This is a genomic window from Neorickettsia sennetsu str. Miyayama, from assembly GCF_000013165.1.
GTDB lineage: Bacteria > Pseudomonadota > Alphaproteobacteria > Rickettsiales > Anaplasmataceae > Neorickettsia > Neorickettsia sennetsu.
In genome coordinates, this window is record NC_007798.1 from 44,028 (window position 1) to 66,514 (window position 22,487).

The 22,487-nt window shown below is 42.1% G+C and carries 19 protein-coding genes, 1 other RNA gene and 1 pseudogene; 12 read left to right on the top strand and 9 right to left on the bottom strand.

Features of this window, described 5'->3' with window-relative positions; all coding sequences use genetic code 11:
* Positions 1–181 precede the first annotated feature (181 nt).
* The 4 genes from nuoG (at position 182) to ffs (ending at position 4,001) form a co-directional block, all read left to right on the top strand.
* Positions 182–2,221, top strand: coding sequence for an NADH-quinone oxidoreductase subunit NuoG (nuoG, locus tag NSE_RS00235; RefSeq protein WP_011451460.1), 2,040 nt, complete (start codon positions 182–184; stop codon positions 2,219–2,221).
* The gene (nuoH, locus tag NSE_RS00240) at positions 2,199–3,209 is read left to right on the top strand and encodes an NADH-quinone oxidoreductase subunit NuoH (protein WP_011451461.1); all 1,011 of its coding nucleotides are present in this window, start codon (positions 2,199–2,201) and stop codon (positions 3,207–3,209) included. The genes nuoG and nuoH overlap by 23 nt, the downstream gene beginning before the upstream one ends.
* A gap of 94 nt (positions 3,210–3,303) precedes the next feature.
* Complete coding sequence (locus NSE_RS00245) at positions 3,304–3,897, top strand: BON domain-containing protein (protein ID WP_041917458.1); 594 nt, start codon at positions 3,304–3,306, stop codon at positions 3,895–3,897.
* A 15-nt stretch (positions 3,898–3,912) separates the two neighbouring features.
* An RNA gene (gene ffs / locus NSE_RS04020) (signal recognition particle sRNA small type) lies at positions 3,913–4,001 on the top strand.
* Between the two features lie 13 nt (positions 4,002–4,014).
* Here the strand turns inward: ffs and fumC are convergent.
* From fumC to rpsF, 7 genes and pseudogenes are all read right to left on the bottom strand, one after another.
* Positions 4,015–5,394 (bottom strand): annotated as a pseudogene (fumC, locus tag NSE_RS00250) (class II fumarate hydratase); the annotation flags it as partial.
* A gap of 304 nt (positions 5,395–5,698) precedes the next feature.
* On the bottom strand, positions 5,699–7,972 hold the full coding sequence (gene pnp, locus NSE_RS00255; protein ID WP_011451464.1) for a polyribonucleotide nucleotidyltransferase: 2,274 nt from the start codon (positions 7,970–7,972) through the stop codon (positions 5,699–5,701).
* 3 nt (positions 7,973–7,975) lie between these two features.
* Complete coding sequence (gene rpsO, locus NSE_RS00260) at positions 7,976–8,236, bottom strand: 30S ribosomal protein S15 (RefSeq protein WP_011451465.1); 261 nt, start codon at positions 8,234–8,236, stop codon at positions 7,976–7,978.
* A gap of 210 nt (positions 8,237–8,446) precedes the next feature.
* Complete coding sequence (gene purB / locus NSE_RS00265; RefSeq protein WP_011451466.1) at positions 8,447–9,745, bottom strand: adenylosuccinate lyase; 1,299 nt, start codon at positions 9,743–9,745, stop codon at positions 8,447–8,449.
* Between the two features lie 11 nt (positions 9,746–9,756).
* Positions 9,757–10,239: a 50S ribosomal protein L9 gene (gene rplI, locus NSE_RS00270; RefSeq protein WP_011451467.1), complete on the bottom strand. Its 483-nt coding sequence runs from the start codon at positions 10,237–10,239 to the stop codon at positions 9,757–9,759.
* Positions 10,240–10,251: 12 nt separating this feature from the next.
* A complete protein-coding gene (rpsR, locus tag NSE_RS00275; RefSeq protein ID WP_227028961.1) occupies positions 10,252–10,506 on the bottom strand; it encodes a 30S ribosomal protein S18 in 255 nt (84 codons plus the stop codon).
* A gap of 11 nt (positions 10,507–10,517) precedes the next feature.
* On the bottom strand, positions 10,518–10,862 hold the full coding sequence (gene rpsF / locus NSE_RS00280) for a 30S ribosomal protein S6 (RefSeq protein ID WP_011451469.1): 345 nt from the start codon (positions 10,860–10,862) through the stop codon (positions 10,518–10,520).
* Between the two features lie 204 nt (positions 10,863–11,066).
* On the opposite strand from rpsF, the gene NSE_RS00285 reads away from it, so the two are divergent.
* Positions 11,067–12,083: a substrate-binding domain-containing protein gene (locus NSE_RS00285; protein WP_011451470.1), complete on the top strand. Its 1,017-nt coding sequence runs from the start codon at positions 11,067–11,069 to the stop codon at positions 12,081–12,083.
* An 8-nt stretch (positions 12,084–12,091) separates the two neighbouring features.
* On the top strand, positions 12,092–13,285 hold the full coding sequence (locus NSE_RS00290) for a multidrug effflux MFS transporter (protein WP_011451471.1): 1,194 nt from the start codon (positions 12,092–12,094) through the stop codon (positions 13,283–13,285).
* Positions 13,286–13,311: 26 nt separating this feature from the next.
* On the opposite strand, the gene NSE_RS00295 is transcribed toward NSE_RS00290, so the two are convergent.
* On the bottom strand, positions 13,312–14,205 hold the full coding sequence (locus NSE_RS00295) for a DMT family transporter (RefSeq protein WP_011451472.1): 894 nt from the start codon (positions 14,203–14,205) through the stop codon (positions 13,312–13,314).
* 309 nt (positions 14,206–14,514) lie between these two features.
* On the opposite strand from NSE_RS00295, the gene NSE_RS00300 reads away from it, so the two are divergent.
* The gene (locus tag NSE_RS00300; protein WP_011451473.1) at positions 14,515–15,183 is read left to right on the top strand and encodes an SURF1 family cytochrome oxidase biogenesis protein; all 669 of its coding nucleotides are present in this window, start codon (positions 14,515–14,517) and stop codon (positions 15,181–15,183) included.
* Between the two features lie 102 nt (positions 15,184–15,285).
* Here NSE_RS00300 and rho read toward each other — a convergent pair whose 3' ends face one another.
* Positions 15,286–16,605, bottom strand: coding sequence for a transcription termination factor Rho (gene rho, locus NSE_RS00305; protein WP_011451474.1), 1,320 nt, complete (start codon positions 16,603–16,605; stop codon positions 15,286–15,288).
* Positions 16,606–17,157: 552 nt separating this feature from the next.
* Between rho and NSE_RS00310 the strand changes: the two genes are divergently transcribed.
* The 5 genes from NSE_RS00310 (at position 17,158) to NSE_RS00335 (ending at position 21,680) form a co-directional block, all read left to right on the top strand.
* Positions 17,158–18,663 carry a YifB family Mg chelatase-like AAA ATPase gene (locus NSE_RS00310; RefSeq protein WP_011451475.1) on the top strand — a complete coding sequence of 502 codons (1,506 nt, stop codon included), beginning with the start codon at positions 17,158–17,160 and terminating at the stop codon, positions 18,661–18,663.
* Between the two features lie 405 nt (positions 18,664–19,068).
* Positions 19,069–19,536: a hypothetical protein gene (locus tag NSE_RS00320; RefSeq protein WP_011451477.1), complete on the top strand. Its 468-nt coding sequence runs from the start codon at positions 19,069–19,071 to the stop codon at positions 19,534–19,536.
* An 81-nt stretch (positions 19,537–19,617) separates the two neighbouring features.
* On the top strand, positions 19,618–19,824 hold the full coding sequence (locus NSE_RS00325) for a hypothetical protein (protein WP_227028962.1): 207 nt from the start codon (positions 19,618–19,620) through the stop codon (positions 19,822–19,824).
* 218 nt (positions 19,825–20,042) lie between these two features.
* The gene (locus tag NSE_RS00330; RefSeq protein ID WP_011451479.1) at positions 20,043–20,399 is read left to right on the top strand and encodes a hypothetical protein; all 357 of its coding nucleotides are present in this window, start codon (positions 20,043–20,045) and stop codon (positions 20,397–20,399) included.
* A gap of 438 nt (positions 20,400–20,837) precedes the next feature.
* Positions 20,838–21,680 (top strand): hypothetical protein, encoded by an 843-nt coding sequence (locus NSE_RS00335; protein WP_011451480.1) that lies wholly within the window; start codon positions 20,838–20,840, stop codon positions 21,678–21,680.
* Positions 21,681–22,487: the final 807 nt, after the last annotated feature.

Consider the following 22,487-nt stretch of genomic DNA (forward strand, 5'->3'; position numbering starts at 1 on the left):
AAAGGGCTCCAAGGCCACCAAAACTTACAATGGCAGGCCGGTGCAGCCTTCTCTCTATATTCATAGGCATACCAAGGGGAAAAATATTTCCTACATGGGTGCGGAGTATGAGAACGGTGATCCTGTCGAAAGTGATGATTCGTCTGGTATGCCAGTCAGGTGGGATAGTATCTAGAAGTTTATGCCGAATGTTACTATCAACGGTAAGAAGCTTTTGGTTGAGTCTGGATGTACTGTCATCCAGGCCTGCCAAATGGCTGGCGTTGAGGTGCCCAGATTTTGCTATCATGAGCGTCTTAAGATAGCTGGCAATTGTCGAATGTGTCTTGTTGAAGTTGAGGGTGGTCCTCCGAAGCTGGCCGCTTCTTGTGCAACTCCGGTTGTTGATAACATGGTTGTGCATACCGACACGCCAAAAATAAGGGCTGCGAGAGAGGGTGTCATGGAGTTTTTACTTGCCAACCACCCTTTGGACTGCCCTATATGCGACCAGGGTGGTGAGTGTGATCTCCAAGATCAGGCAATACTTTATGGGAAAGGTGAAGGTCGGTTCTCTTACGCCAAAAGGTCCGTACAGAAAAAAGATTTTGGACCCGTGATCTCAACCGAGATGAATCGCTGCATACACTGTACCCGTTGTATTCGTTTTCTATCCGATGTTGCCGGTGTGGAAGAACTCGGGATGGTTAACAGGGGGGCTGATTCTGAGATAAGTACCTACATACAAAAATCTCTATCATCGGAACTTTCTGGCAATATAATAGACCTATGTCCGGTTGGGGCTCTCACGTCGAAGCCATACGCTTTTACAGCTCGTCCGTGGGAACTTACAAAAATCGAAAGTGTAGATGTTCTCGATGCAGTTGGCAGCAACATCAGGATTGATGTAAGAGGGCAAACGGTGATGCGTATACTTCCGCGATTGAATGAAGAAATAAATGAGGAATGGCTCTCGGATAGGTCGCGCTTCTCCTATGACGGTCTAAGGGTACAGAGGTTGGATAGGTGCTATGTGAGAGTGAATGGCAAGCTCCATGAGTCTACATGGAAAAAAGCAATATCCGAGATTGTTAAACAGATTGATCACGTAAATCGTGAAGAAATTGCTGCAGTTGCAGGAGATTTGGCCGATGTGGAGTCAGTTTTCCTTCTAAAAAGGATGCTCAATAAGTTGGGGGTTTCTAAGACCGAATGCAGGCAAGACGGGGCGAGTTATATGGTCTCGGAGCGCGATTTTTATACCTTTAATACCACTTTTGCTGGTATAGAAGAATCAGATTTTTGTTTTCTTGTTGGAGCGAATTTACGCGTAGATGCTCCACTAATAGCTGCAAGAATTAGAAAAAGGTGGTTGTCTGGTAATTATACAGTAGTAGGTTTGGGAAGCGATGCAAAATATGCTTTTGATGTCTCAAGCATTGGTAATGATGCTGCCACGCTTGTTGAGATAGCATCTGGTAGAAATCAGAAATTCCAGGAGTTGTTAGGTAGTTCCAGAAGGCCAATGATGATTGTTGGTCCCGATGTTCTAAGCCGCGCAGATGCGAATTATATAATCTCGTTGCTCCGAGCGATCGCTGAGAGGTTTGGATTTTTTCAAGAGAGTTTTAATGGCTTCTCAGTGTTACAGCGTCACTCTGGAACTGTTGGTGCTCTGGATGTAGGCTTTTATCACCAGGATGGTTTAAAAGGTGTTCTCAATGGTGATACGAAGCTTGTTTACCTTTTAGGTGCTGATGATTGCGTTGAGAGCATACCTGAAGGTGCGTTTGTTGTGTATCAAGGTCATCATGGTGATAAGGGTGCATCTCGGGCTAATGTCATACTTCCTGGTTGCTCTTACGTAGAAAAAGATGCAATTTATGTTAATGCTGAGGGAAGAGCACAGCTTGCCTTTAGAGCTGTTTTTCCTCCTGGTGAAGCGAGGGATGATAGAGAGATTATAGCGGAACTTGCTCAAGCACTTGGTACTCCGTTTAGCAATGTTAGTTTACCCTTTATAAGGGCGAAATTGGAGAAGCTAGGGCCACATTTTAAGCATCTTGGTACATGTGTTCCCAGGGGTCCTTCCAAATATGAATTTATAGGTGAAGCTGCTTTTGCAGATGAAGTTATTTCATTTAAGAAAAGAAACTTTTATATGTCCGATGTGATCAGCAGGGCTTCTAGTACGATGGCAAAGTGTAGTGAGGAGTTTAATGCTTTATCTTGTTCTCTCTAAGCTTGTTTGGATAGTACTGCTTGCAATAGTCTTGATACTTTGTGTGGCCTACCTGACATATGCAGAGAGAAAGGTAATAGCAGCAACACAACTTCGTGTCGGTCCCGACTTGGTAGGGCCGTTTGGACTTCTGCAACCGATTGCTGATGCTATAAAGGTTTTGCTTAAGGAGATAATTATTCCGAATGCTGCCAGCCCAAAACTGTTTTTATTCGCCCCAGTAATCATATTTGTGTTGGCGTTGGTAGGGTGGGCAGTCATACCGTTTGGGACATCCGAAATAGACGGTGTAGAAGTGCCAACTGTAATTGCAAATGTTAATCTCGGGGTTATGTATCTTCTTGGTGTTGCCGCGCTTGAGGTTTACGGAACGATCATTGCAGGTTGGGCAAGTAAATCTAGTTATTCATTTTTGGGAGCACTTAGGTCGGCTTCTCAGATGATTTCATATGAGATTGTTATAGCGCCAGTAGTCATGACGGTTATACTGCTCACTGGCTCTCTTAACCTGGCCGAGATAGTGGTGATAAAGCACAGTCTGCCATATTGGGTCGATATCTTGATGTTGCCCATGACTTTTATATTTTTTGTTTCGATTCTTGCAGAAACAAACAGACATCCTTTCGATTTACCCGAGGCAGAAGCTGAGCTAGTTTCGGGTTACAATGTCGAGTATTCATCTATTCCTTTTGCGCTTTTCTTTCTTGGGGAGTATGCAAATATGATATTGAGCAGTAGCATAATGGCGACGCTGTTTTTAGGTGGGTGGTATCCGCCAATTAACTGGTGGGGTTTATCCATTGTTCCGGGCTTTATCTGGTTTATTCTGAAGATTGTATTTGTTTTGTTTTGTTTTCTGATTGTCAGAGCAACGCTCCCACGTTACAGATATGACCAGTTAATGAGGTTGTGTTGGAAGGTATTTCTGCCGGTGACGTTACTCTGGATAGTTGTTATAGGTGGATTGGTAGCTTTTAACATTGTTTGACGAGGAGTCGTAGGCCTCTATTCACACTTTGATAGTAGTATTGCGATTGTTTGGTGTTCTGCTATCTTTTACTTCCTGCTCTCCCCTTTTGGAAATGCGTACTTACGTGACTTTTTTGTTCTTGGCTGTGTTTTGTTTGCCTGCCTGTACTCCACTTCTAATAGGAACGACAGCTGCTACAGTTGCTGTAACCTCAATTCAGGATAAGGGAACAGGTGAGGTTATCGATGATGAAGCTATTTTATCTAGAGTGTCTGGAGTTATTTCTAGTAAGAACTTTTGCAGAGATCTTACTGTCTCTGTAAACGAGGGTAGTGTACTTATTTATGGTAGCGTGCGTAATTCAACAGATAGAGTGGCAGCAAGTAAACTTGTGTGGTCACAGGAGGGAGTGCGTGAAGTGATAAATGAGATACAGGTACAAGATAGGGAAGAATCTTTTGCTGAATCTGCGTGGATTGCAGCACAAATAAAGTTAGCTCTCCTACTGAAGAGTTCTGTGAAATCTTTCAGTTATACTGTTGAGGTAGTAGACGGGACAGTGTATCTTCTGGGAGTCGCGCAAAGCAAAGAGGAGTTTAGTAGAGTTTACGACATTGCAAAGCGTATTGAAGGTGTAAAAGGAGTTGTAAGCTATGTCAGACTCAAAAGCAGTACCGGGATCCCTCTCCAATTGCACAAACACTAAGGGGATGCTATCCTTTTTTAGGTCCAGGTAAGGTGCCAGGCGAACCCGGTCAGGGCAGAAATGCAGCAGCCGTACCCTAGTGCCTTAAGCTGGGCCCGTTTTCTCTTGTTGGTCTGGTCCTAGCATGTGTGCGGGGTTGACAATCCTGTCAAACTCATCTTCGGAGAGAAGTTCGAGTTCCATGGCTGCTTCCTTAAGCGTGCAATCCTTTGAGTAGGCAAATTTCGCAATCTTTGCTGCGTTGTCGTATCCAATTTCCTTGTTCAAAGCAGTAATCAGCATCAACGATTCCTGTAACATGTTGTCTATTCGCTTTTTATTCGGCACTATTCCCATTACACATTTCTCTCCGAAACTGATCATTCCATCTGAAAGTAAATCCATTGATTGTAGCAGATTGTATATGATCATTGGTTTGAATGTGTTGAGCTGTAATTGGCCGCCAGCACCAGCTACAGTTACGGCTGAGTGATTTCCGATGACCTGCGCACAAACCATTGTTAAGGCTTCGCACTGGGTTGGATTCACCTTTCCTGGCATAATTGATGAGCCGGGTTCATTCATCGGTAATATAAGTTCTCCTATACCACACCTCGGACCAGAACCGAGTAATCGAATGTCATTCGCTATTTTCATCAACGACACAGCCAACGTATTTAAATTACCGCTTAACTCAACTAATGTGTCGTGTGAGGCAAGCATCTCACACTTGTTTTTCGCAGGTGTGAACTCTATAGAAGTAATTCTTGCGATTTCAGCGACGATCTCATGATCGAAGTTCCTCCTCGTGTTTAACCCAGTACCGACAGCCGTACCTCCTTGTGGTATTTCAAGGAGCCTAGATAAATTTTCATTCAAACGGGATGCGCTTTTATTTAGTTGTTCACAAAAACATGAGAACTCCTGACTTAATGTGATAGGAACTGCATCCTGCATATGAGTCCTCCCGATCTTAACAATGCCAGAAAAACTTTTTATTTTTTCTGATAACACCTCAACAAGGTAAAAAAGTGAGGGGAGAAGTTTTTTGAGTACCTTTTCAACAGCTGCAATATGCATTGCAGAGGGAAAGGTGTCATTTGATGATTGCGCCATGTTAACATGATCGTTTGGATGGATTGGGGTTTTGCTGCCGATCACACCATTAAACTTCTCTATAGCCCGATTAGAGATAACTTCATTAACATTCATGTTCGTCTGAGTTCCGGACCCTGTCTGCCAGACCGAAAGCTGGAACTGATCATCTAGTTTCCCATCGATAATCTCGTGACACGCTTCTTCAATTGCTCCAAGGTAATCCTTTGATAATGCACCTGCTTTTACATTTGTGCGCGCCGCAGCGAGTTTAATTATTGCGATGGCCTTTACTACTTCCATAGGAACCTTTTCTGTCCCTATTTTGAAATTTTCCATTGCTCTCTGAGTTTGTGCGCCCCAATACTTATCCTGCGGAACTTTTATCGATCCGATGGAATCAGTTTCAATTCTATAATCCATGTCTCTGTAAGCAAAACCAAAGTGCACCAGCATAGGCCGATTATAATCCTTCCGGCAGGGTTCAGCTAGAGTTTGCTTAAAGAAAGATTTACAAAAGCAAAGACAAAGACCTACAAGAATAAAGAACCCCCACAAAGGGAGCGATAGCTGCAGAACCCCCACGGGTTCATCTATTCCCTAATAGAGAAATACATCAGGTGGAGGCAAGATCACAGCTATCACAAGAGGCAAAAGACGTCGAAGTTATCGAACAAAGGTGGAAACCAGCTAAATCCGGCTTCTTAGAGATAAAACGCTCCCAGATTTAGAAAAATCGCTTTCTACTAATAGACGAACCTTCAGCAGAGCCGGACCTCTCGTTGAAACCCCTCTCACTGTTATTGGATCGGTTATCCTTACCATTTTTTCTAGGATGGGCTCCAAAACGCTTCTTAGGTGAGGAGCTACTTCCACCACTACCTACTCTATCCTCATCAATGCGCATAGTCAGCTTAATTTTTCCATCCGAACCTATATCCTTGATCCGCACCGTAACTGCCTGTCCTTCAGTGTAGTCTGCGCGTATATCATTAACCCTGTTCTTACTAATTTCACTAATATGGACCAATCCCTCCTGCTTATTTGGAAGAACAACGAACAAGCCAAAGTCAACTACGCTCACTATTTTTCCGTCATATAGTTCACCAATTTTAAGCTGCGGGACATTGGAATCAGAAGCACCTGAAGCCATATCAACCCTAGTTTTTGCTTCCATCAATGCCTCCTCGGTGTCAGCCATTATATAAACGTAGTTATTCTGATCTATATCAATCTTTGCAGAGGTATCAGACGAAATCCCCCTAATAGTTTTCCCACCACTGCCTATCACCTTATGTACGACATCCTTATCAATCTTGTAGCACAGTATCTTTGGGGCCGAATCCTTTAGACTTTCCCGGGGCTTAGCAATTACATGCTCCATCTTTTCAAGGATGTGCAACCTTCCAGCCAGTGCCTGATTTAGTGCATCCCTAATTGTTGCTATACTTATGCCACGCACTTTCATATCCATCTGAAGTGCGACAATTCCATTTCGTGTACCCGCAACCTTGAAGTCCATATCTCCGAGCATGTCTTCATCACCCGAGATGTCACTCAGAACGGCAGACCTTACTCCATCAGTTATCAAGCCCATAGCTATTCCGGCTACATGCTTCGTAATAGGAACTCCAGTATCCATTAGAGCCAAAGATGACCCACATACTGTTGCCATAGAAGAAGAACCGTCAGATTCTGTAATTTCAGAGACCAAACGTAAAGTATAAGGGAAAACCTCTTTACCTGGCAGAACAGCCTTCACCGCTTTTAGGGCTAAGCGTCCATGCCCGATTTCCCGTCTTCCTGGTGCGCGCAGGGCACCAACTTCACCAACCGCGTACGGCAAAAAGTTATAGTGCAAAAGTACGGACTCCCTTCTCTCACCATCGATATCATCCATAACTTGCTCATCTTGATAAGACCCCAGCGTAGCTACGACTAAACTCTGTGTCCCACCACGAGTGAAAAGAGCAGAACCATGAGTGCCAGGAAGATAATCCAGAGCGATACTGATTGGACGTATTTCTGTCAGGCTCCTCCCGTCTGGTCTTATGCCCTCCTCCAAAACGTTCTTTCTCACGATTTCTTTTTCGAGCTTCTTAATGAAGAATAAGACCTCGGACTCAGCATAGCCATCGTCAGACAGTTGAGCAAAGGTATCTGTATAGATCTGGCCAAGTTTGTTGTGTCGCTTTTCCTTACTACTTATTCTCTCATTATAGACGCTCTCTAATTGTCCACTACATGCTGCACGCACCTTCTCACAGAGCTCTTTATTGTCATAGAGCACCCCTATCGGCTTTACCGTAGTGACGCTTTTAACAAACTCGTTGATAAAGGAAAAAACCGGTTTTGCGCTTTTTAGCGCCTCTGAAAGGGCATTTACAACCTCCTCTTCAGAGGCTTCACTTGCTTCGGCTTCCACCATTACAACCGATTCCTCTGTACAAGCAACAAAGAGTTCGAGTCCACCTTCTGTCTCCCTGATCTCGTTACATGTGACTTCTGACCCACGCATGTCAACATCGACCCCGATAACGGGACCGCTAAATGGAATTCCAGAGAGCTGCAACGCAGCGGAGGCCGCTATCAGAGCTGGTATTTCAGGTAGAACCTTTCTATTGCCATGTGCAAGAAGTTTGCACACTATGTTTACCTCATTAACGAGATTTTCTTCTATCAAGGGTCTTACGGCTCTATCAACCACCCTGGAGGCCAACACCTCTCTCTCTGAGAGCTTGCCTTCCCGTTTGAAGAAGCCGTTTGGTATACGCCCCAGAGCGTATGATTTGGCTAGGAAGTTTGTCACAAGTGCTAGACCCGACAAGTCAGAAGTCTTTTTAGAAGCTGCAGTATCCTTCTGAAGAGTTACTACAGCCAGCACAACGGTTCCACCGTATGAAACGCAAGCTGCACCAGCAGCCTGACGTGCTACCTCTCCGGTTTTTATGTGCAAACTCTTCCCCTCCCATTCCATGGAGGATTCTTTTATTTCAAACATTATCTACTTTCTTATATCAAGCATTTCCATCAAATTCTTACACCCCTGACAATCATTCTTTGCTAGATAATTGAGTAGCCTACGTCTCTTGCTTATGATCTTAAGCAAACCCAATCTAGACGAGTAATCTTTTTTGAATCCCTGTAAATGCCTAGTCAAGTTATTTATACGCCTGGTAAAGAGCGCAACCTGCACGAAAGCAGATCCTGTGTCATTATCTGCCGTCCTAAATTTTTTTATTACCTCAGCTTTCTCATCAACCATAATCTATAAAAAGACACACAAAAACCAAGCTCCACCAAAAGTCCCCCTCAGAAAACCGCGAAGGTCGAGAGCCATTGTAATACGAATAATCACAAAGATCTACTACGATACTTTTGCACCTTTCAGCTTGGGTAAATCAACTCACAGCACACCCTGATCATTGTTTATACAAGTTCAGTGACAACGCATACAAATCTTAGATTTAATATATTAACTTACTTCACTAGCGCTAAAGACATGCTCGAATATGTAATCCAGATGTCTGAGATAACTCTCGTAGCAAAAGAGTTTATCAACTTCCTGAAATGTCACACGTTTATCCATCTTTATGTTCTCTACGAAAGACGTGCTCGTGTCATTCCAACTTTTCATCGCGTTTTCCTGAACTATATGGTAAGCCTCTTCCCGCGTCTTTCCAGATTCTATAAGAGCTAGAAGGACCTTTTGTGAGAAAATAAGTCCACCTAGAAGGTTCAGATTCTTCTCGATATTCTTCTCAAAGACCACTAATTCCCTTATTACAGTAGAAAGTCTTTCCAATGCGAAGTCTAACGTGACACAGGCCATTGGAGCACACACTCTTTCAACTGAGGAATGTGAGATATCCCTTTCGTGCCACAGAGAGACATTTTCAAGAAACGGGATGACCGTGCTCCTAACTATGCGAGCTAAGCCAGTAAGGTTTTCGCTCAAAATAGGGTTTTTCTTGTGAGGCATCGCTGAGCTCCCTTTCTGACCTGGCGAGAAGTACTCTGAACATTCCAACACCTCACTTCTTTGAAGATGTCTAATTTCTGTTGCAACGTTCTCTATTGAGGAAGCAATAAGAGCAAGAGTACTGAAAAAAACAGCGTACCTATCACGTGGTATAACTTGCGTCGCCAGTGGTTCTGGTTCAAGTCCAAGCTTTTCTGCAACGTACTCTTGGACAAATGGGTCAATATTACCGAACTGTCCTACAGCACCAGAAATCTTACATACAGAAATCTCTTTGATTACCTGCGAAAGTCTTAGTCGATTTCGTTTAAATTCCTGATAGAATCGAGCGAACTTAAGCCCAAGAGTAATAGGTTCAGCATGAATTCCATGTGTCCTAGCAACACAGATAGTGTTCTTGTGCTCGAGAGCCCTTTCCCTAAGTGCTTCGGTAACTTTATCTAAGCCTTCTAAGAGTAAAGTTCCCGCACGACGAAGCTGGAGTGAAAAAGCAGTATCTACTACGTCTGAGCTAGTCATGCCCATGTGTATATATCTTGCATCAGGGCCAACGAACTCCGCCACACTTGTTAAAAAAGCTATAACATCGTGCTTAACCTCTTTTTCAATGAACCCGATCCTTTCTATATCAAAGGCTGCTTTTTCTAAAATGACGCTTAAACTTTCCTGAGGTATATTACCAAGCCGAGCTTGTGCCTCACACGCAAGGAGCTCAATCTCCAACCACAGGGAAAACCTAGTATCATCCCTCCAGATCGATGCAGCGACCTCTCTGCTGTACCTGGGAATCATATCTGGTCAAATTACGACGTGCCTGTGATGGTCCCATCAGCGCCCCTTCTAGAGGCATCTAAGATGTGAATTTTAAGAGAACACTCAACTCTGGAATGTAAAAAAATCCTCACTTCATGTTCTCCAAGGGCCTTTATTGGTGCTCCTAGGACAACGTTTTTAGTAGTGATTTCTATTCCCTTTTTTGAAAGCTCAGCAACAACCTGCTTGGCACTCACTGCGCCAAAAAGGACGCCGCGCTCTGCTTGGGCATATATAGGGAGAACATCAATCTCGGTGAAAGATTTTGCCAACTCTGAGGCAGTCTCTAGCTCCGCAGCCTGCTGGGCTGCCAACTTCTCCTTACTGTTCTCCAGAATCGCCAAATTCGCCCTGGTAGCGCGCACAGCCTTACCAGAAGGAATGAGATAGTTTCTAGCAAAGCCCTTTTTAACCTTGAGAACGTCCCCAACGTTTCCAAGTTTACGTGCTGTCTCCTTTAAAATAACTAACATACACTCTACACTTTACTTGTGGCGGTCACAGTACGGAACAAGTGCAAGGAACTTCATCTTCCGAACCTCCTTTGCCATCTTCCGTTGCTTTTTCGCACTTAAACCAGTGGCCCTTCTTGACAAGACGCGCCCGACCGGGGTCATGAAACGCTTGATAAGTGCCACATTCTTGTAATCAAAATCCTCGATCTTCAGATCAAGCTCAACCTGAGACTCAACGTCTACCGGAGCCATCTGAGTCTTTTTAACTTCTTCTATACTCCCCATAAACCTACGAATTATTGCTGATGTTGGGGTAGCTTAAGCGATACAGCACCATCAGGTGCCTTAAACTCCCTCTTCCTCTGTAGCAAATAACGTAGCACAAGATCATTGTACTTCAACTTCGCCTCAAATTTCTGAAGTGCTAATGGCTCCGCAGAAATAACGAACATAAAGTAATTTGCCTTCGTGTGGTTCTTTACTCTATACGCAAGGGCGAGAGACCCCCAGTTTTCCTGACGCAGAACCTTTATACTGTTCTCAGCAAAGGCGGCATTGAAATTATCCATGAGATTGGACACGCCGCCTTCAGAAAGGGAACTACTTGCAAGGAACACGCACTCATAAATGTGAGAAGGCATGTGACTAAGTGGCTACGCGATAAAGGACGAATTCTAACAGGAAAATTTTGGCTTGACAAGTATACCGTGAATGCACTTATAATCTCGTCTGTTTGTGTCAGTACTCTAGTGTGCGAACAGGCTCAGTCTTTTTTGGAATGCGAGTATCGCTCCGGTTTTTACAGTAGAGTGGGGCTGGTTTGTTGGAGTGTCTTTTTGATTTGAATGGCGCGGATTTTTCTATACCTGTTTTTGCTATTCTTCGCTGGTTTTGCTGATACCAGAGAGTATGTGAGAGTCGTAGGTTCGAGTACGGTCTTCCCATTCATGAGTGCGATTTCTGAGGAGTTTGCTAAGACCTATAGGGTCAAGACTCCTATAGTCGAGTCCACTGGTACAAGCGCCGGATTTAAGCTCTTTTGTATGGGTGTGGGTGATGCTCATCCCGACATAGTTGTATCCTCACGCAGGATAAATGAAGTGGAGTTGGCACTTTGTAAGGTGTACTCAATTGATAGTGGAGATATAATGGAAATTGAGCTTGGTAGGGACGCTCTCGTGGTTGCTAGTAGTAGTGGTAGTGGTCTTGATTATGAATTCTCCATCCGTGACATTTTTGAAGCCATCTCATTCTATGTAGCAGATGGAGTTAGGCTTGTTAAAAATCCCAACAAGCGATGGGGTAGTATAGATGATGGTAAATTCTATGACTCTGAGATTAAGATTTACGGTCCCACAAGGAATACTGGTACGTTCGAGTCAGTAAAAAGGATGGTCCTACTCAGCCAGTGTCTAAATGAACCTGCCTTTAATCTGGCGTATGGGCTGGAAAAATTAAGAAAGATTTGTTCAGTTGTTCGGGATGATGGTGTTTATGTGGAAGTCAGCAATAATGAAAACTTGATGGTCCAAAAACTTGCACGTAATCACAATGCATTTGGTCTTCTGAGCTACAGTTTCTTTATAAGAAATTCTGATGCACTAAAGGCGCATTCTGTGAATGGAGTGCGACCAACTTATGAAAGCATAATGAGTGGTCAATACGATTTTGTTCGTCCAGTATACTTGTACGTAAAGCTTACGCACCTTGATTTTGTTCGTGGTCTTAGGGACCTACTCAATGAAGTTCTTAGTGAGAATGCACTGGGAACATACGGCTACCTAAGGGCTGTTGGTATGGTTCCGATGCCAAATCAGGAGCTAGGTGTCATTAGAGAAAAGGTTGCATCTTTGTCTTCTTGAGTTAGTTTGTGAATCGTTTTTTGCACGTGGTTTTGATCACGTTTGTCGTCTTCGTAGCAGATGTCGCAGTGGAAATTTATGTTCCTGCGCTGCCAAGTATTGGTGTTTTTTTTTCGGCAACAGCAATGGCTGTGAAGGCAAGTATAAGTAGTAATATATTGGGTCTAGCTCTTTCTAGCCTCTTTTGGGGTACGGTTTCTGATTTATGGGGAAGAAAACTTGCTTTGCTTTTAGGTTCGTTAGTTTTTGTTGTTTCTAGTGTTCTTTGTATTTTTTCTGCTTCGATCGATGCATTGGTTTTCTTCAGGTTTCTACAAGGTATTGGGCAAGGTGTTGCAGTAGTTGTAGGTTTCGCTAGCGTGAAAGATTTTTATTCTGGTGAAAAATGTGCGCAGGTTATTTCTAAATTATCTTCTGTGGTTGCGGTCTCTCCGACGTTTGCGCCTATTTTAGGTACTGTTATCCTTTTTTATTTCAGTTGGCACTATATTTTCTTGTTTCTTGCCTCACTAGGATTGGTGTGTCTGTTGCTATTAGTTTTCTTTTTTCAAGATACGCTAAAGGAGAGAAATCCCGCTTCACTAAGGGGTCTTCTTAATTCTTATATTCGAATAGCGACTAATAAAAGTTACGTCCTTTATTCTGCCATAACAGTGATTACTTTCATGTGGCTCTGGAATGTTATCAGTTCTGCTCCTTTTTTATTACTCGAAGATATGGGTGTTACAATCCAGGAATACGGGTATCTGGTAGCAATTAACGTGATGGGTTTCTTACTGGGTACAATCTTAAACAGTAAATATATTCCAAAGGTAGGGCTCAAGAAGTTGGTAGCATTTGGATTAGCTCTTCCGCTACTTAGTGAGGTGTTGCTTATTCTTCTTCATTACACTACTGGGTTTTCACCACTTATACTTGAATGTATATGGTTTTTCAGCGCTATGGGACTTGCGTTCGTAATTGGGAATTCAACTACGCTTGCTCTTGACCAAGTTGGTGAATCTAACAATGGCAAAGCTACTGCACTCCTAGTATGTTCGGAAATGGCGCTGGGTTCATTGAGTGTCTACTTAAATGCACCTTTTTATGATGGGACAATAGTTCCGCTGTCGTTATTCACAATTGTGTCAGTTCTTGCAAGTATGATAGTGTTCTACTATGCAGTGAGGAATCCCGGTAATACCGTAAAACCAGCTAGATAGATACCAGGTTGGTTCTCATCCGCACGTTAGTTTTGCTTCCTCTGGTTCCTTTTATATTTCTTGTTTTTGTACTCGCAGCATGCAATGTAACTGGTGCCACATAAGATTATCGTTGCCCCAAAAGATACTCTAAATGATATACTTTCTGAAAAGCCGTAGTATCCTATTGCTGTCGAAACAATCAGTACAAGAAAATAAAATGGCATGACTAGACTGAGTTCATTTGTGTACATAATTGCTCCAATCCCGCTGACGAAGTAAACAAAAGCAATCAATCCAAAGTAGTGAATCTTTTCCCAGAATGGCCCTGGGATGTCTGTAAAATTTCTATAAGCTGCTAAGAGTCCGGAAAATAATGTAATAAAAAACATAATGAAAAACGATTGAGTCACTATGGACTCCCTTTTTCCGTACCTTGCTGTAGCCAAATCGTAAAGCACCCATAGAAAAGTCGCAAGAATTACATAAAGAGAGTAGTAGTTAAAGGTGTAATGGTTGGGGTTTATTATGATGATTGCCCCTATGAAGCCTGTAACTAGTGCAGTAGCTTTACTCGCTCCGATTTTCTCACGTAGAACAATACATGACGCAAAACTGCAAAGAAGAGGATACAGAAGCGTTATTGCTGAAACCTGTGCGAATTCCATATTGTTGTACGCATAGACAAGCAACAGCTGTGCGGAGACGGTAAGAGATGCTCGCAGTATATATGATGCCCATGAGGTGCTTTGCCTGATCTCCCTGTTTTTATAGACTGCAAAGGGGAGGATAAAAATAAAGCCGCTTGCATTGAGGAAAAAGGCAAGTACAAGCCTATCTATTTGTGTTCCCAAAATTCTGTACGAGGCGCACATGAATGCAGCAGTAAACATGTGCACAAGCATCCATAATATTGCCTTCAAGTTGTTGTTAGGGATCATAAACAGTTATCTTTAATGTATATGAGTTAATGCCGAAAACTTTCATCCTAGCTTTTGCAGAATACAGTCATTAGTTTTTCACACTTATTGAAACACTTCCGTTTTTATATCAAGCAAAAGATCTGTAATTGTTGTACTTTGTGTAAAAAGTAAGAGATTCATATTGGGAGTTTTTGTAAAGTATCATTCGGACTATGTAAAGAGGGTATTTAACGTTAGAGTATTAGCTATCTATGGGATTATCGTCCGTATTGTGCCTCATAATTCTTACTTAAGAATTTTTATTTACAGCTTTTCAATCGTTAATGTATGGAAAAAGCTTTTGTTCTCTGCATTTTAATCTCTTTCTTTTTGGGTTGTTGGCAAGTAAAGAGGTTCCTTTTTAAACGTGAGGCATATGAAAATATTACAACGTGCCATGCTACCACCCTAGGTGATCCACGCAAATACTGTAATTTTGTTGGTAAGCTTAGTTTCTACGAATATGGTGATATTTATCTCCTCTATAAGGATTCCAGGCATTTCAATATACTCGTTCCATTTGCTGCTGAGGGGAAAGTTGTTCTAGTGAATGTCGGTTATGTTAGGAAAGAAGAAAAAGATAGGGCAAGAGAGATGATTCTCCAGATCTTAAAATCTCACAAAGAGTTTGTTTTCAAAGGTTACTTATCTCCAGTAAGAGGATCTAAAATTCCTCTTGTCAGAAACGACGTTACTAATTTAGAACTTTATTCTCTAGATATGAAAGAAATTGGGTCGAATTTTAGGTTACCAGTTCTAGAATATATTCTGTACTCAACTTCGAATGATTTTATCGCGATCTATCCTGAGATGATTTTATCACTTCAGAGGCCGCAGCTGAAAATAATGATGCACTTCTGGTATGCGTTCATGTGGTATGCAGTTGCGTGTATCGGACTGATTTACTATTTCTTTGGCTCGAGAAAGATAGCACAGACCTCACCTTCCAATGAATAAGGGCATCCATCCTCCATTTCCCTAGCAGACATCAGTAAAAACACACAAAGCTCCTGTTAGACGTCTCTTTGTTGAAGATCTAACCTAACAGCGCGAGCTTCTTCAGTTGTTAACTTTTTTATCCATAAAGAGGAAAAACTCTTCGTTATTTTTCGTTCTTTGCAGCTTGTCTATTATGAATTCGATTGCATCTGCATCCGTCATCTGGTTAAGAATCCGTCTCAAGACCCAAACTTTGTTCAGGATAGAGCGTTCTAGAAGGAGTTCTTCTTTTCTTGTGCCTGACTTAGTTATATCAATCGCTGGAAACAGACGCTTTTCTGCAAGCTTCCTATCAAGAATTATTTCGGAGTTACCAGTACCCTTAAACTCTTCGTAAATAAGTTCGTCCATCCTTGAGCCAGTATCTACAAGCGCAGTTCCAATAATAGTCAAGGACCCACCTCCCTCAATATTGCGTGCCGCTCCGAAGAGACGCTTTGCTTTTTGAAGGGCATTGGAATCAACACCGCCACTCAAAAGTTTGCCAGAAGACGGAACAACAGAATTGTATGCCCTGGCCAAACGAGTAATCGAATCAAGTAAAATAACGACGTGTTTTCCCTGTTCGACCAGTCTTTTTGCTTTTTCAATTGCAAATTCGGCAACGTATACGTGTTTGTCCGCTGGTTCGTCGAATGTCGAGCTCACGACCTCTGCATTTACTGACCTGCGCATATCGGTGACCTCTTCTGGTCGCTCATCAATGAGGAGGATTATCAAGTGTATATCCGGATAGTTCGCAGAAATAGAGTGCGCGATGTTTTGCAGGAGAATAGTCTTACCAGTTTTTGGTTGTGCAACTATAAGCGCTCTTTGTCCTCTTCCGAGCGGAGCAACGATATCAATAATCCTACCGCTTAAGTCACAGTTTTTTGACTCCACAGGCCGTGTGGACTTTTCACATTCAAGCTTTATTGGAGTATCTGGATAAAGAGGAACCAAACTCTCGAAGGCAACATACCTTCTGGCAACAGACGCAGGACTGTTATTGATTTCCAATGCCTTAGAAAGTGCAAAATACCTTTCGCCTTTTTTTGGAGCTCTTACTTCGCCATAGATTAGGTCACCTGTCCTAATTCCGAGTCTTCGTACCTGTCCTGGTGAGATATAAATGTCATCTTGGTTCGCAAGATAGTTATATACAGAGGATCGCATGAAGGCAAAACCTTCGTTCAGGACCTCAGCTACGCCGGAACTCATTATAACCTTCTTGGTTTGACTGTCTGCGACTTCGCTCTGTGCTATGAGGATTATCAGATCCTGCTTTGACATCCCAGCTAGATTCTGCAAATTTAATGACTCTGCCATTGTTAAAAGCTCTCGTGCACTTTTTGAACGCAAGTCAGACAAGTTAATAACCTTTTCAGGATCACTAGTCATGGCGTGCTCACATCGTGTTTCTGCTATCACAGGATTCTTCGTTTCCTCAACTTTGCAAGGTTCAGCTCTTTTTCCAAGCTTCAAAGTATTTCTTTTTATCGGTGTATCACTTTTGTGTTTTTCTACCGGCGATGCTTCTCCTGCTAACGGTTCGCTCACGGTAGAGTGGTGTAAATCTTTCAGTAGTGTCATGGATCGACCTAATAGTGTAAGTATTGCAAAGAAAACAAGACAAATCGTAGCCCAAAGAAAAATAGAGAAAAGAAAGAACACAGCCAAACCCACACGCTTACAAAGTGACGTAAGGCCGGTCCAACCAAAGGCACTGACTAACACGCTTTTCACATGCAGTCAATAAGGACGCTGGGCGTTACCGATTCCAAACATGCACCCGAATACAGATGCTGTTTAATAAAAGCCAATTCAGACACTAAGTCTACGCTTTTCTATTTTCTATTTCAAGAACCTACAAGCCTAAACAACAGAATCGGATTATGATAAAGGAAACTCTAACATAAATAAGTAAATATTACCTTCTGGTAGGTACGATTTTTGTTTACGGAGATTCATACAATTTCAATTCAGGGGCTTAGTCTAGTCAAAATAGGAGTTCAAGTTGCTATATCACCTGGACTGCCATGTTTTAACATTGTTGGTTTGCCTGATAAATCAATCAGTGAGTCTAAGGAAAGAATAAGGGCGGCACTCCTCCATATAGGTTTGTCCTTACCTAAAAAGAGAATAACAGTTAATCTTTCCCCAGCAGGTTTGACAAAAATAGGGACACACTATGATCTTCCAATAGCGCTTGGTGTAATTCAGTTGTTGGATAGTAATTTTGTTAACAGAAATTTTTCAGAGTTTGTCGTACTTGGTGAATTGTCCCTAGATGCTTCGGTAAAGGGTGTTGCGGGAGTCCTTCCAGCGGCTATTTATGCTAAAGAACGCAATCTGTGGCTAGTTTGTCCATGGGAGAATAGGATAGAAGCACGTATTTCTAAGAATAAGAAGCTTCTACCGATCGCCTCACTAAATGAATTGACATCATTTTTAATGGGGAAATCTACACCCAAAAAGATTTGCGATACCTTTGTGCTGGAGGAAGATTCCTATCCTGATATGAAGGATGTTAAAGGGCAAAAAATTGCAAAGCGGGCAATCGAAATAGCTGCCGCAGGTGGACATCACATGCTTATGCGTGGACCTCCCGGTACTGGTAAATCGATGCTTGCGAAGAGAATCGTCGGCATCATGCCACCCCTTTTGCCCAAGGAGATCATGGAAGTGAATACGATTATCAGTGTCTCTGGGGAGTTTACAAATAAGATTTATAGAAAACGTCCCTTTCGAGAGCCACATCAATCAGCTTCAGCTGCAGCAATGATCGGTGGTGGTGCAGTACCAAAACCAGGTGAGGTGACACTTGCACACAATGGAGTACTTTTTCTGGATGAAATGGCTGAGTTTTCTAGTCATGTATTAGATACACTCAGACAGGTGCTGGAAACAGGTGAGGTAACAATATCTCGTGCAAATATGAAATTGACTTACCCTGCGTCTTTTCAGTTGATAGGCGCTATGAATCCCTGTAGATGTGGCTATTTGGGCTATCTTCCGGAAAAGGAGTGTAAAAATTCGAAGAAATGCGGACTGGAGTACATGAAAACGATTTCAGGTCCTTTTCTCGATAGGATAGATATCTTTGTGAATATGGAACCGATAAACAAGAATCAGTTTTTTGAATCGCAGGATGGAGAATCGTCTGCTTTAATCAGAAAGAGAGTTATTGCCGCGCGAAACAAGCAATATGAAAGGTACAATAAAGTGAAGTTCAGTTTGAACTGTCACATGGACAATCACGCGCTTGCCGAACATGTTTCACTTGATAATGAAACAAGGGAGTTCCTAAAGGCTACTTTTGAGAAAGGTTATATTTCCCTACGTGGTCACGACCGTATACTGAAGGTGGCACGCACTATAGCAGACCTTGATGGTTCGGATGAGGTGAAAAAAGCTCATCTAACTGAGGCGCTTTACTATAGGATGAGTCAAAATTAAGAGAATAGTTGCGTTTATATGTAGACTCATATTAGCGTACGCACACAACCTTATAGCTCAGTCTATGGACCGCACCTTACTTTTTGGCTGTGGAGTTATTTAGTAGTGTGTGGCGAGATTCTGTAGGGTTGTAGAGTGTGTCATGGGCTGTGTTGGTGCTTGAATTGAAATTTACTAAAGAAAGTGTTTGTGACACCGAATCCAGAAGGTTATGAGTCATCTCATACCAAAAAATTCTCTGGGTGGGTTATACGCACTGCATCTGTTTTTCTTTTTCTGAGCTCTGCGGCTATTCTTGCTGTTCAGATAGCAAAAAGGATACCTTGGATGGATGATGGGATCGTAACAAAAAGCTGGTGGTGTTTTGTATATCTTCAGTGAGTTGGCTTCCTTCTGACTCTTACTTTGATACTCGGACTATCTGAATTTAATTGTGCTGATATTTGCGCAAGCGAAGCAGACCATAATGAGCAAAGTCGGGGTAGAAGGGTACTTTTGGAAGTTTGCTCTTTCTACATGTGCTTTGTGCTTTCTTTAGTACTTATTTGCATTACCGCAGTCTTGGACCACAAATCAGACTTATCCTTAAGAACAAAGCGGCTACTTGCTGTTGTAGAGTGTGCGCTTTTATTCCCTCTTTTAGTGCTCTTAATAGTACGATGTTTGTGTGGTCTCGGTGCAATTCCTCCCCGTCGTGCTCCTGCAACGATATTATCTGAACGTACTTTTCAGGTTACGCGTAATGTTGGTCGCATAAGGGAAAGCGCCAATGTCAGGATGTATGATGTATCTACTTCGGATGGTCAGTGTGTAAGTAGTGGATTTAAGGTAGCTGCTATACTTGATGAAGAAGGGACTCCTGTAGGTGGGTAAGCCGTATACAGATTTACATATGGTGTAAGGAATGTAGCTCGACAATTCATATGAGGAGATGCTGAAAGTTTGTCCTCTGGTTTGTCACGAGATGAATTTGGGTCTAAAGAAGTCAACGTACTCGATGCTGTGGAAGATCCTGGAGAAGGTAGGGGGGAATGGAAGAAAATCCTAGAAAATACCGATAGCTGTGTACCCGCGAACATGACACAAATAATCGCAGATCCTGATTGTTCAGATGAAGTTAGAAGGCGTTACTTAGTGAAAGCGTCGCTTTCTGCAAAGTAGGTCAAAGCTGGCAAAAGAAGTGTTTTATGCAGTGTCATTGGATTATATCATGGATATTGCAAATTAATTTAATTTTTGTTAGCCTATAGATGAAGTTATTTGCTAACTTGGTATCTTATATAACGAATAGGAGAAATGAGGCTAGCAAATAGCATAAGTGTTTTGGAGCATAATGCGGAAATTATTGCTCCTTCAAAAGTAATGTTGGGGGTGTTGATATGAGTTTTATACGAGCTTTGCGCAGTAGACATTGGCAAGACAGGACTCTTCTTGCAGCGTGTGTTGCCGGTATCGTGATGGTGGTTGGAGGTTTAGCCCTGGGCATAGCCGAGGCCGTGATAGATAATCAGCGTGGTGACACGATAATGGCTCTTCGGTGGTGCATGCTTGCCCTAATTGCCTTGTTCACTATACCTTATGTATTCCACATGTGCAGTGTAATGGGAGTTGAGGGGAGGGGCGACTCTCCTCGTGACGAAGAAGTAGACGGGCAACGGTGTATAGTGCACGGCCCCAGCTGTAAGCTTGCCTCTTCTGAAGCAGAGGGGGCTGCAGGGGGAATCTGTAGGGATTAGTGAGTTTTGCACTCGTACGTTTGTTTATGGGATGTATTCCCTGGCTGTAGACTGGCGGATTTTTTCAGTGGTACGTACGCTCTCATGCTCAGGTGATATATTTTGACGAATTGTATTCTCGTTCGGAGGGGTTTTTTCGTGTCTTACCTCATGCGCTTTTCATGACTTGATTCAGAAGTGCGCGATTGTGTATGCCTCTGTTGCTTTTACTAAAGCATATCTACGTGATTGGAGCGGGTTGTTGAAAATTCATATGTTGTGAAATCAACGACCCTGAAGCTCTTTTTAGTTTTCTTGGTTTGTTTTTCTATTCTCTGTTCTCTTTGAGAGTTGAATTTTCCAGCGATATAATCGAAATAAAATTCAATACTTTTTAAGAAATATTATTTTTTTAGCATTTAGTGTTCTTTTAATTTAAAAATATATATACGCAGTCGTATGCACTATGTGACTGCTAAAAATATGATAGGAAACTCAAGAAATAGTATCCAAGTAAGTTTACCGGATGGGCTTCAAAACTGTGGATATACTCGAGCTAAAAAAATTAGTCCAGAAAGGGCTGCTACCTTTTACATCATGGATAGTTACAAGCAAACGGGAGGTGGATGCCATTCAAGTAAGAAACTTGTTTGGCAAGAGCTGTCTACTGAGATACCTAGATGTGTATTTAACTGGCAGACTAATCTTCAGTTTGCATTTCTTGGTTTTGTTTGGCTGGGAATAATAGCAGCGCACATTGCTATCGAACGAATCGCTGCCTTAAAAAAGATTTCCTCTCTGAATTTGCGTATATCTTACCTATTGGGTCCCTGCCTTTTTCTTTTCGTTCTTTCACTAATGAGGGTGGCAGCGTTTGATCTCAGTCTTTCCTGTAACTCGGTCTGCAGAAAAAAAGTACATGAGCTAAAGGAACGTATCAAAGAATCTCTTTATTATAACAGGTTTGAAAGATGTGATTCGATTGAGGAGATATCAGCGGTTATCCGACCTCATTTCTCTTTTTGTAATGCGGTCCTTATTGTTGGAACAGTTTTTTTTATTGTCCCTATGGCTATGTTTATCGTTCTAGAGGGTTTTTCTGTAAGTGGTCTATTGCATAATATGCATGCAGCCTGCTTAACCGCGTTACAAAGCACGTTGCTAGTTATTTCATTCAGTTCGATTCTCATGATCACAGCATCACTTCTATACAAGGATCAAGTGACACATGCTTTTGAGTTAGAGAAAGTTGAGAAGATTGATTCCGAAAGAAGTTCGGCTATTCAATATATTGTGAGTTAAAAAGATAATTCAAATTGGATTTTATGTATCAAGATTCATTTTTTACGTCTAAGGAATGGTAAGCCTTCGCTGGCAATTTCATTTTGCCTTGCGAACCCGCAGTGTAACTAAGTTTTACCCTGTTTTGAGGTTGATTAAAACGCATTAAGCTATGTTGGGTGCTGTTATGTGCGTGAAACATATGACCTATTAACTGAACTCAGCCGATTTGGGTATATTCTCTGATTTTTCATTGGAACTATACTCTTGGATTGAAATTGTTGTTGTAACGAAATGTCCAATATATGCATTTTGTGTACTATTTTTGCCAAGATTGTCAGTTTTGTGGACATCGCATTATCTAACAGCAGAAAACCCCTGTTGGTATTATATAAAGATATGAAACCTAAGACTAAAGAATTCTTCTTTTAGACTTATAGATTATGCTGGACCGTTGCACGCTTCAAAGTCCTTAAGGTTCAATAGGAGAGAGTTCTAGTCTTTGTTGCCAAAATAGGGTATGGCGGACTATAGTAACTTTTTCCGTTATCTACAAGAAGTTCATAGAGTTCTATTTTCAGCAGACAATATTATTTTTGATGAACTGCCCACCTATGAGTGGGCACAACATGTGGAAAGTGACTAAACAGTTCACCTCGTTTTTATGAAACCTGAGAGGTTTTCCTTTCCATTAAGATTATCCATACTGTCATAAAGAAGGTCTTCTTGCTATCTGTCAGGCGTGCATGTTCTGAGTGACATACTGTATTCTAGTAATCGCGCTTAGTGTGTATGTGCAAGAAGTTCTATAAACGTAAGATAGAGTAC

Excerpts from the sequence above, each read along its gene's own strand:
- NSE_RS00300 (WP_011451473.1), top strand. The coding sequence starts at position 14,515 with ATGGAAAAAGCTTTTGTTCTCTGCATTTTAATCTCTTTCTTTTTGGGT.
- rpsR (WP_227028961.1), bottom strand. The coding sequence starts at position 10,506 with ATGGGGAGTATAGAAGAAGTTAAAAAGACTCAGATGGCTCCGGTAGAC.
- rpsO (WP_011451465.1), bottom strand. The coding sequence starts at position 8,236 with ATGGTTGATGAGAAAGCTGAGGTAATAAAAAAATTTAGGACGGCAGAT.
- rho (WP_011451474.1), bottom strand. The coding sequence starts at position 16,605 with ATGACTAGTGATCCTGAAAAGGTTATTAACTTGTCTGACTTGCGTTCA.
- NSE_RS00330 (WP_011451479.1), top strand. The coding sequence starts at position 20,043 with ATGAGTTTTATACGAGCTTTGCGCAGTAGACATTGGCAAGACAGGACT.
- rpsF (WP_011451469.1), bottom strand. The coding sequence starts at position 10,862 with ATGCCTTCTCACATTTATGAGTGCGTGTTCCTTGCAAGTAGTTCCCTT.
- nuoG (WP_011451460.1), top strand. The coding sequence starts at position 182 with ATGCCGAATGTTACTATCAACGGTAAGAAGCTTTTGGTTGAGTCTGGA.
- nuoH (WP_011451461.1), top strand. The coding sequence starts at position 2,199 with ATGCTTTATCTTGTTCTCTCTAAGCTTGTTTGGATAGTACTGCTTGCA.
- NSE_RS00245 (WP_041917458.1), top strand. The coding sequence starts at position 3,304 with ATGCGTACTTACGTGACTTTTTTGTTCTTGGCTGTGTTTTGTTTGCCT.
- pnp (WP_011451464.1), bottom strand. The coding sequence starts at position 7,972 with ATGTTTGAAATAAAAGAATCCTCCATGGAATGGGAGGGGAAGAGTTTG.
- NSE_RS00285 (WP_011451470.1), top strand. The coding sequence starts at position 11,067 with ATGGCGCGGATTTTTCTATACCTGTTTTTGCTATTCTTCGCTGGTTTT.
- NSE_RS00295 (WP_011451472.1), bottom strand. The coding sequence starts at position 14,205 with ATGATCCCTAACAACAACTTGAAGGCAATATTATGGATGCTTGTGCAC.
- purB (WP_011451466.1), bottom strand. The coding sequence starts at position 9,745 with ATGATTCCCAGGTACAGCAGAGAGGTCGCTGCATCGATCTGGAGGGAT.
- rplI (WP_011451467.1), bottom strand. The coding sequence starts at position 10,239 with ATGTTAGTTATTTTAAAGGAGACAGCACGTAAACTTGGAAACGTTGGG.
- NSE_RS00335 (WP_011451480.1), top strand. The coding sequence starts at position 20,838 with ATGCACTATGTGACTGCTAAAAATATGATAGGAAACTCAAGAAATAGT.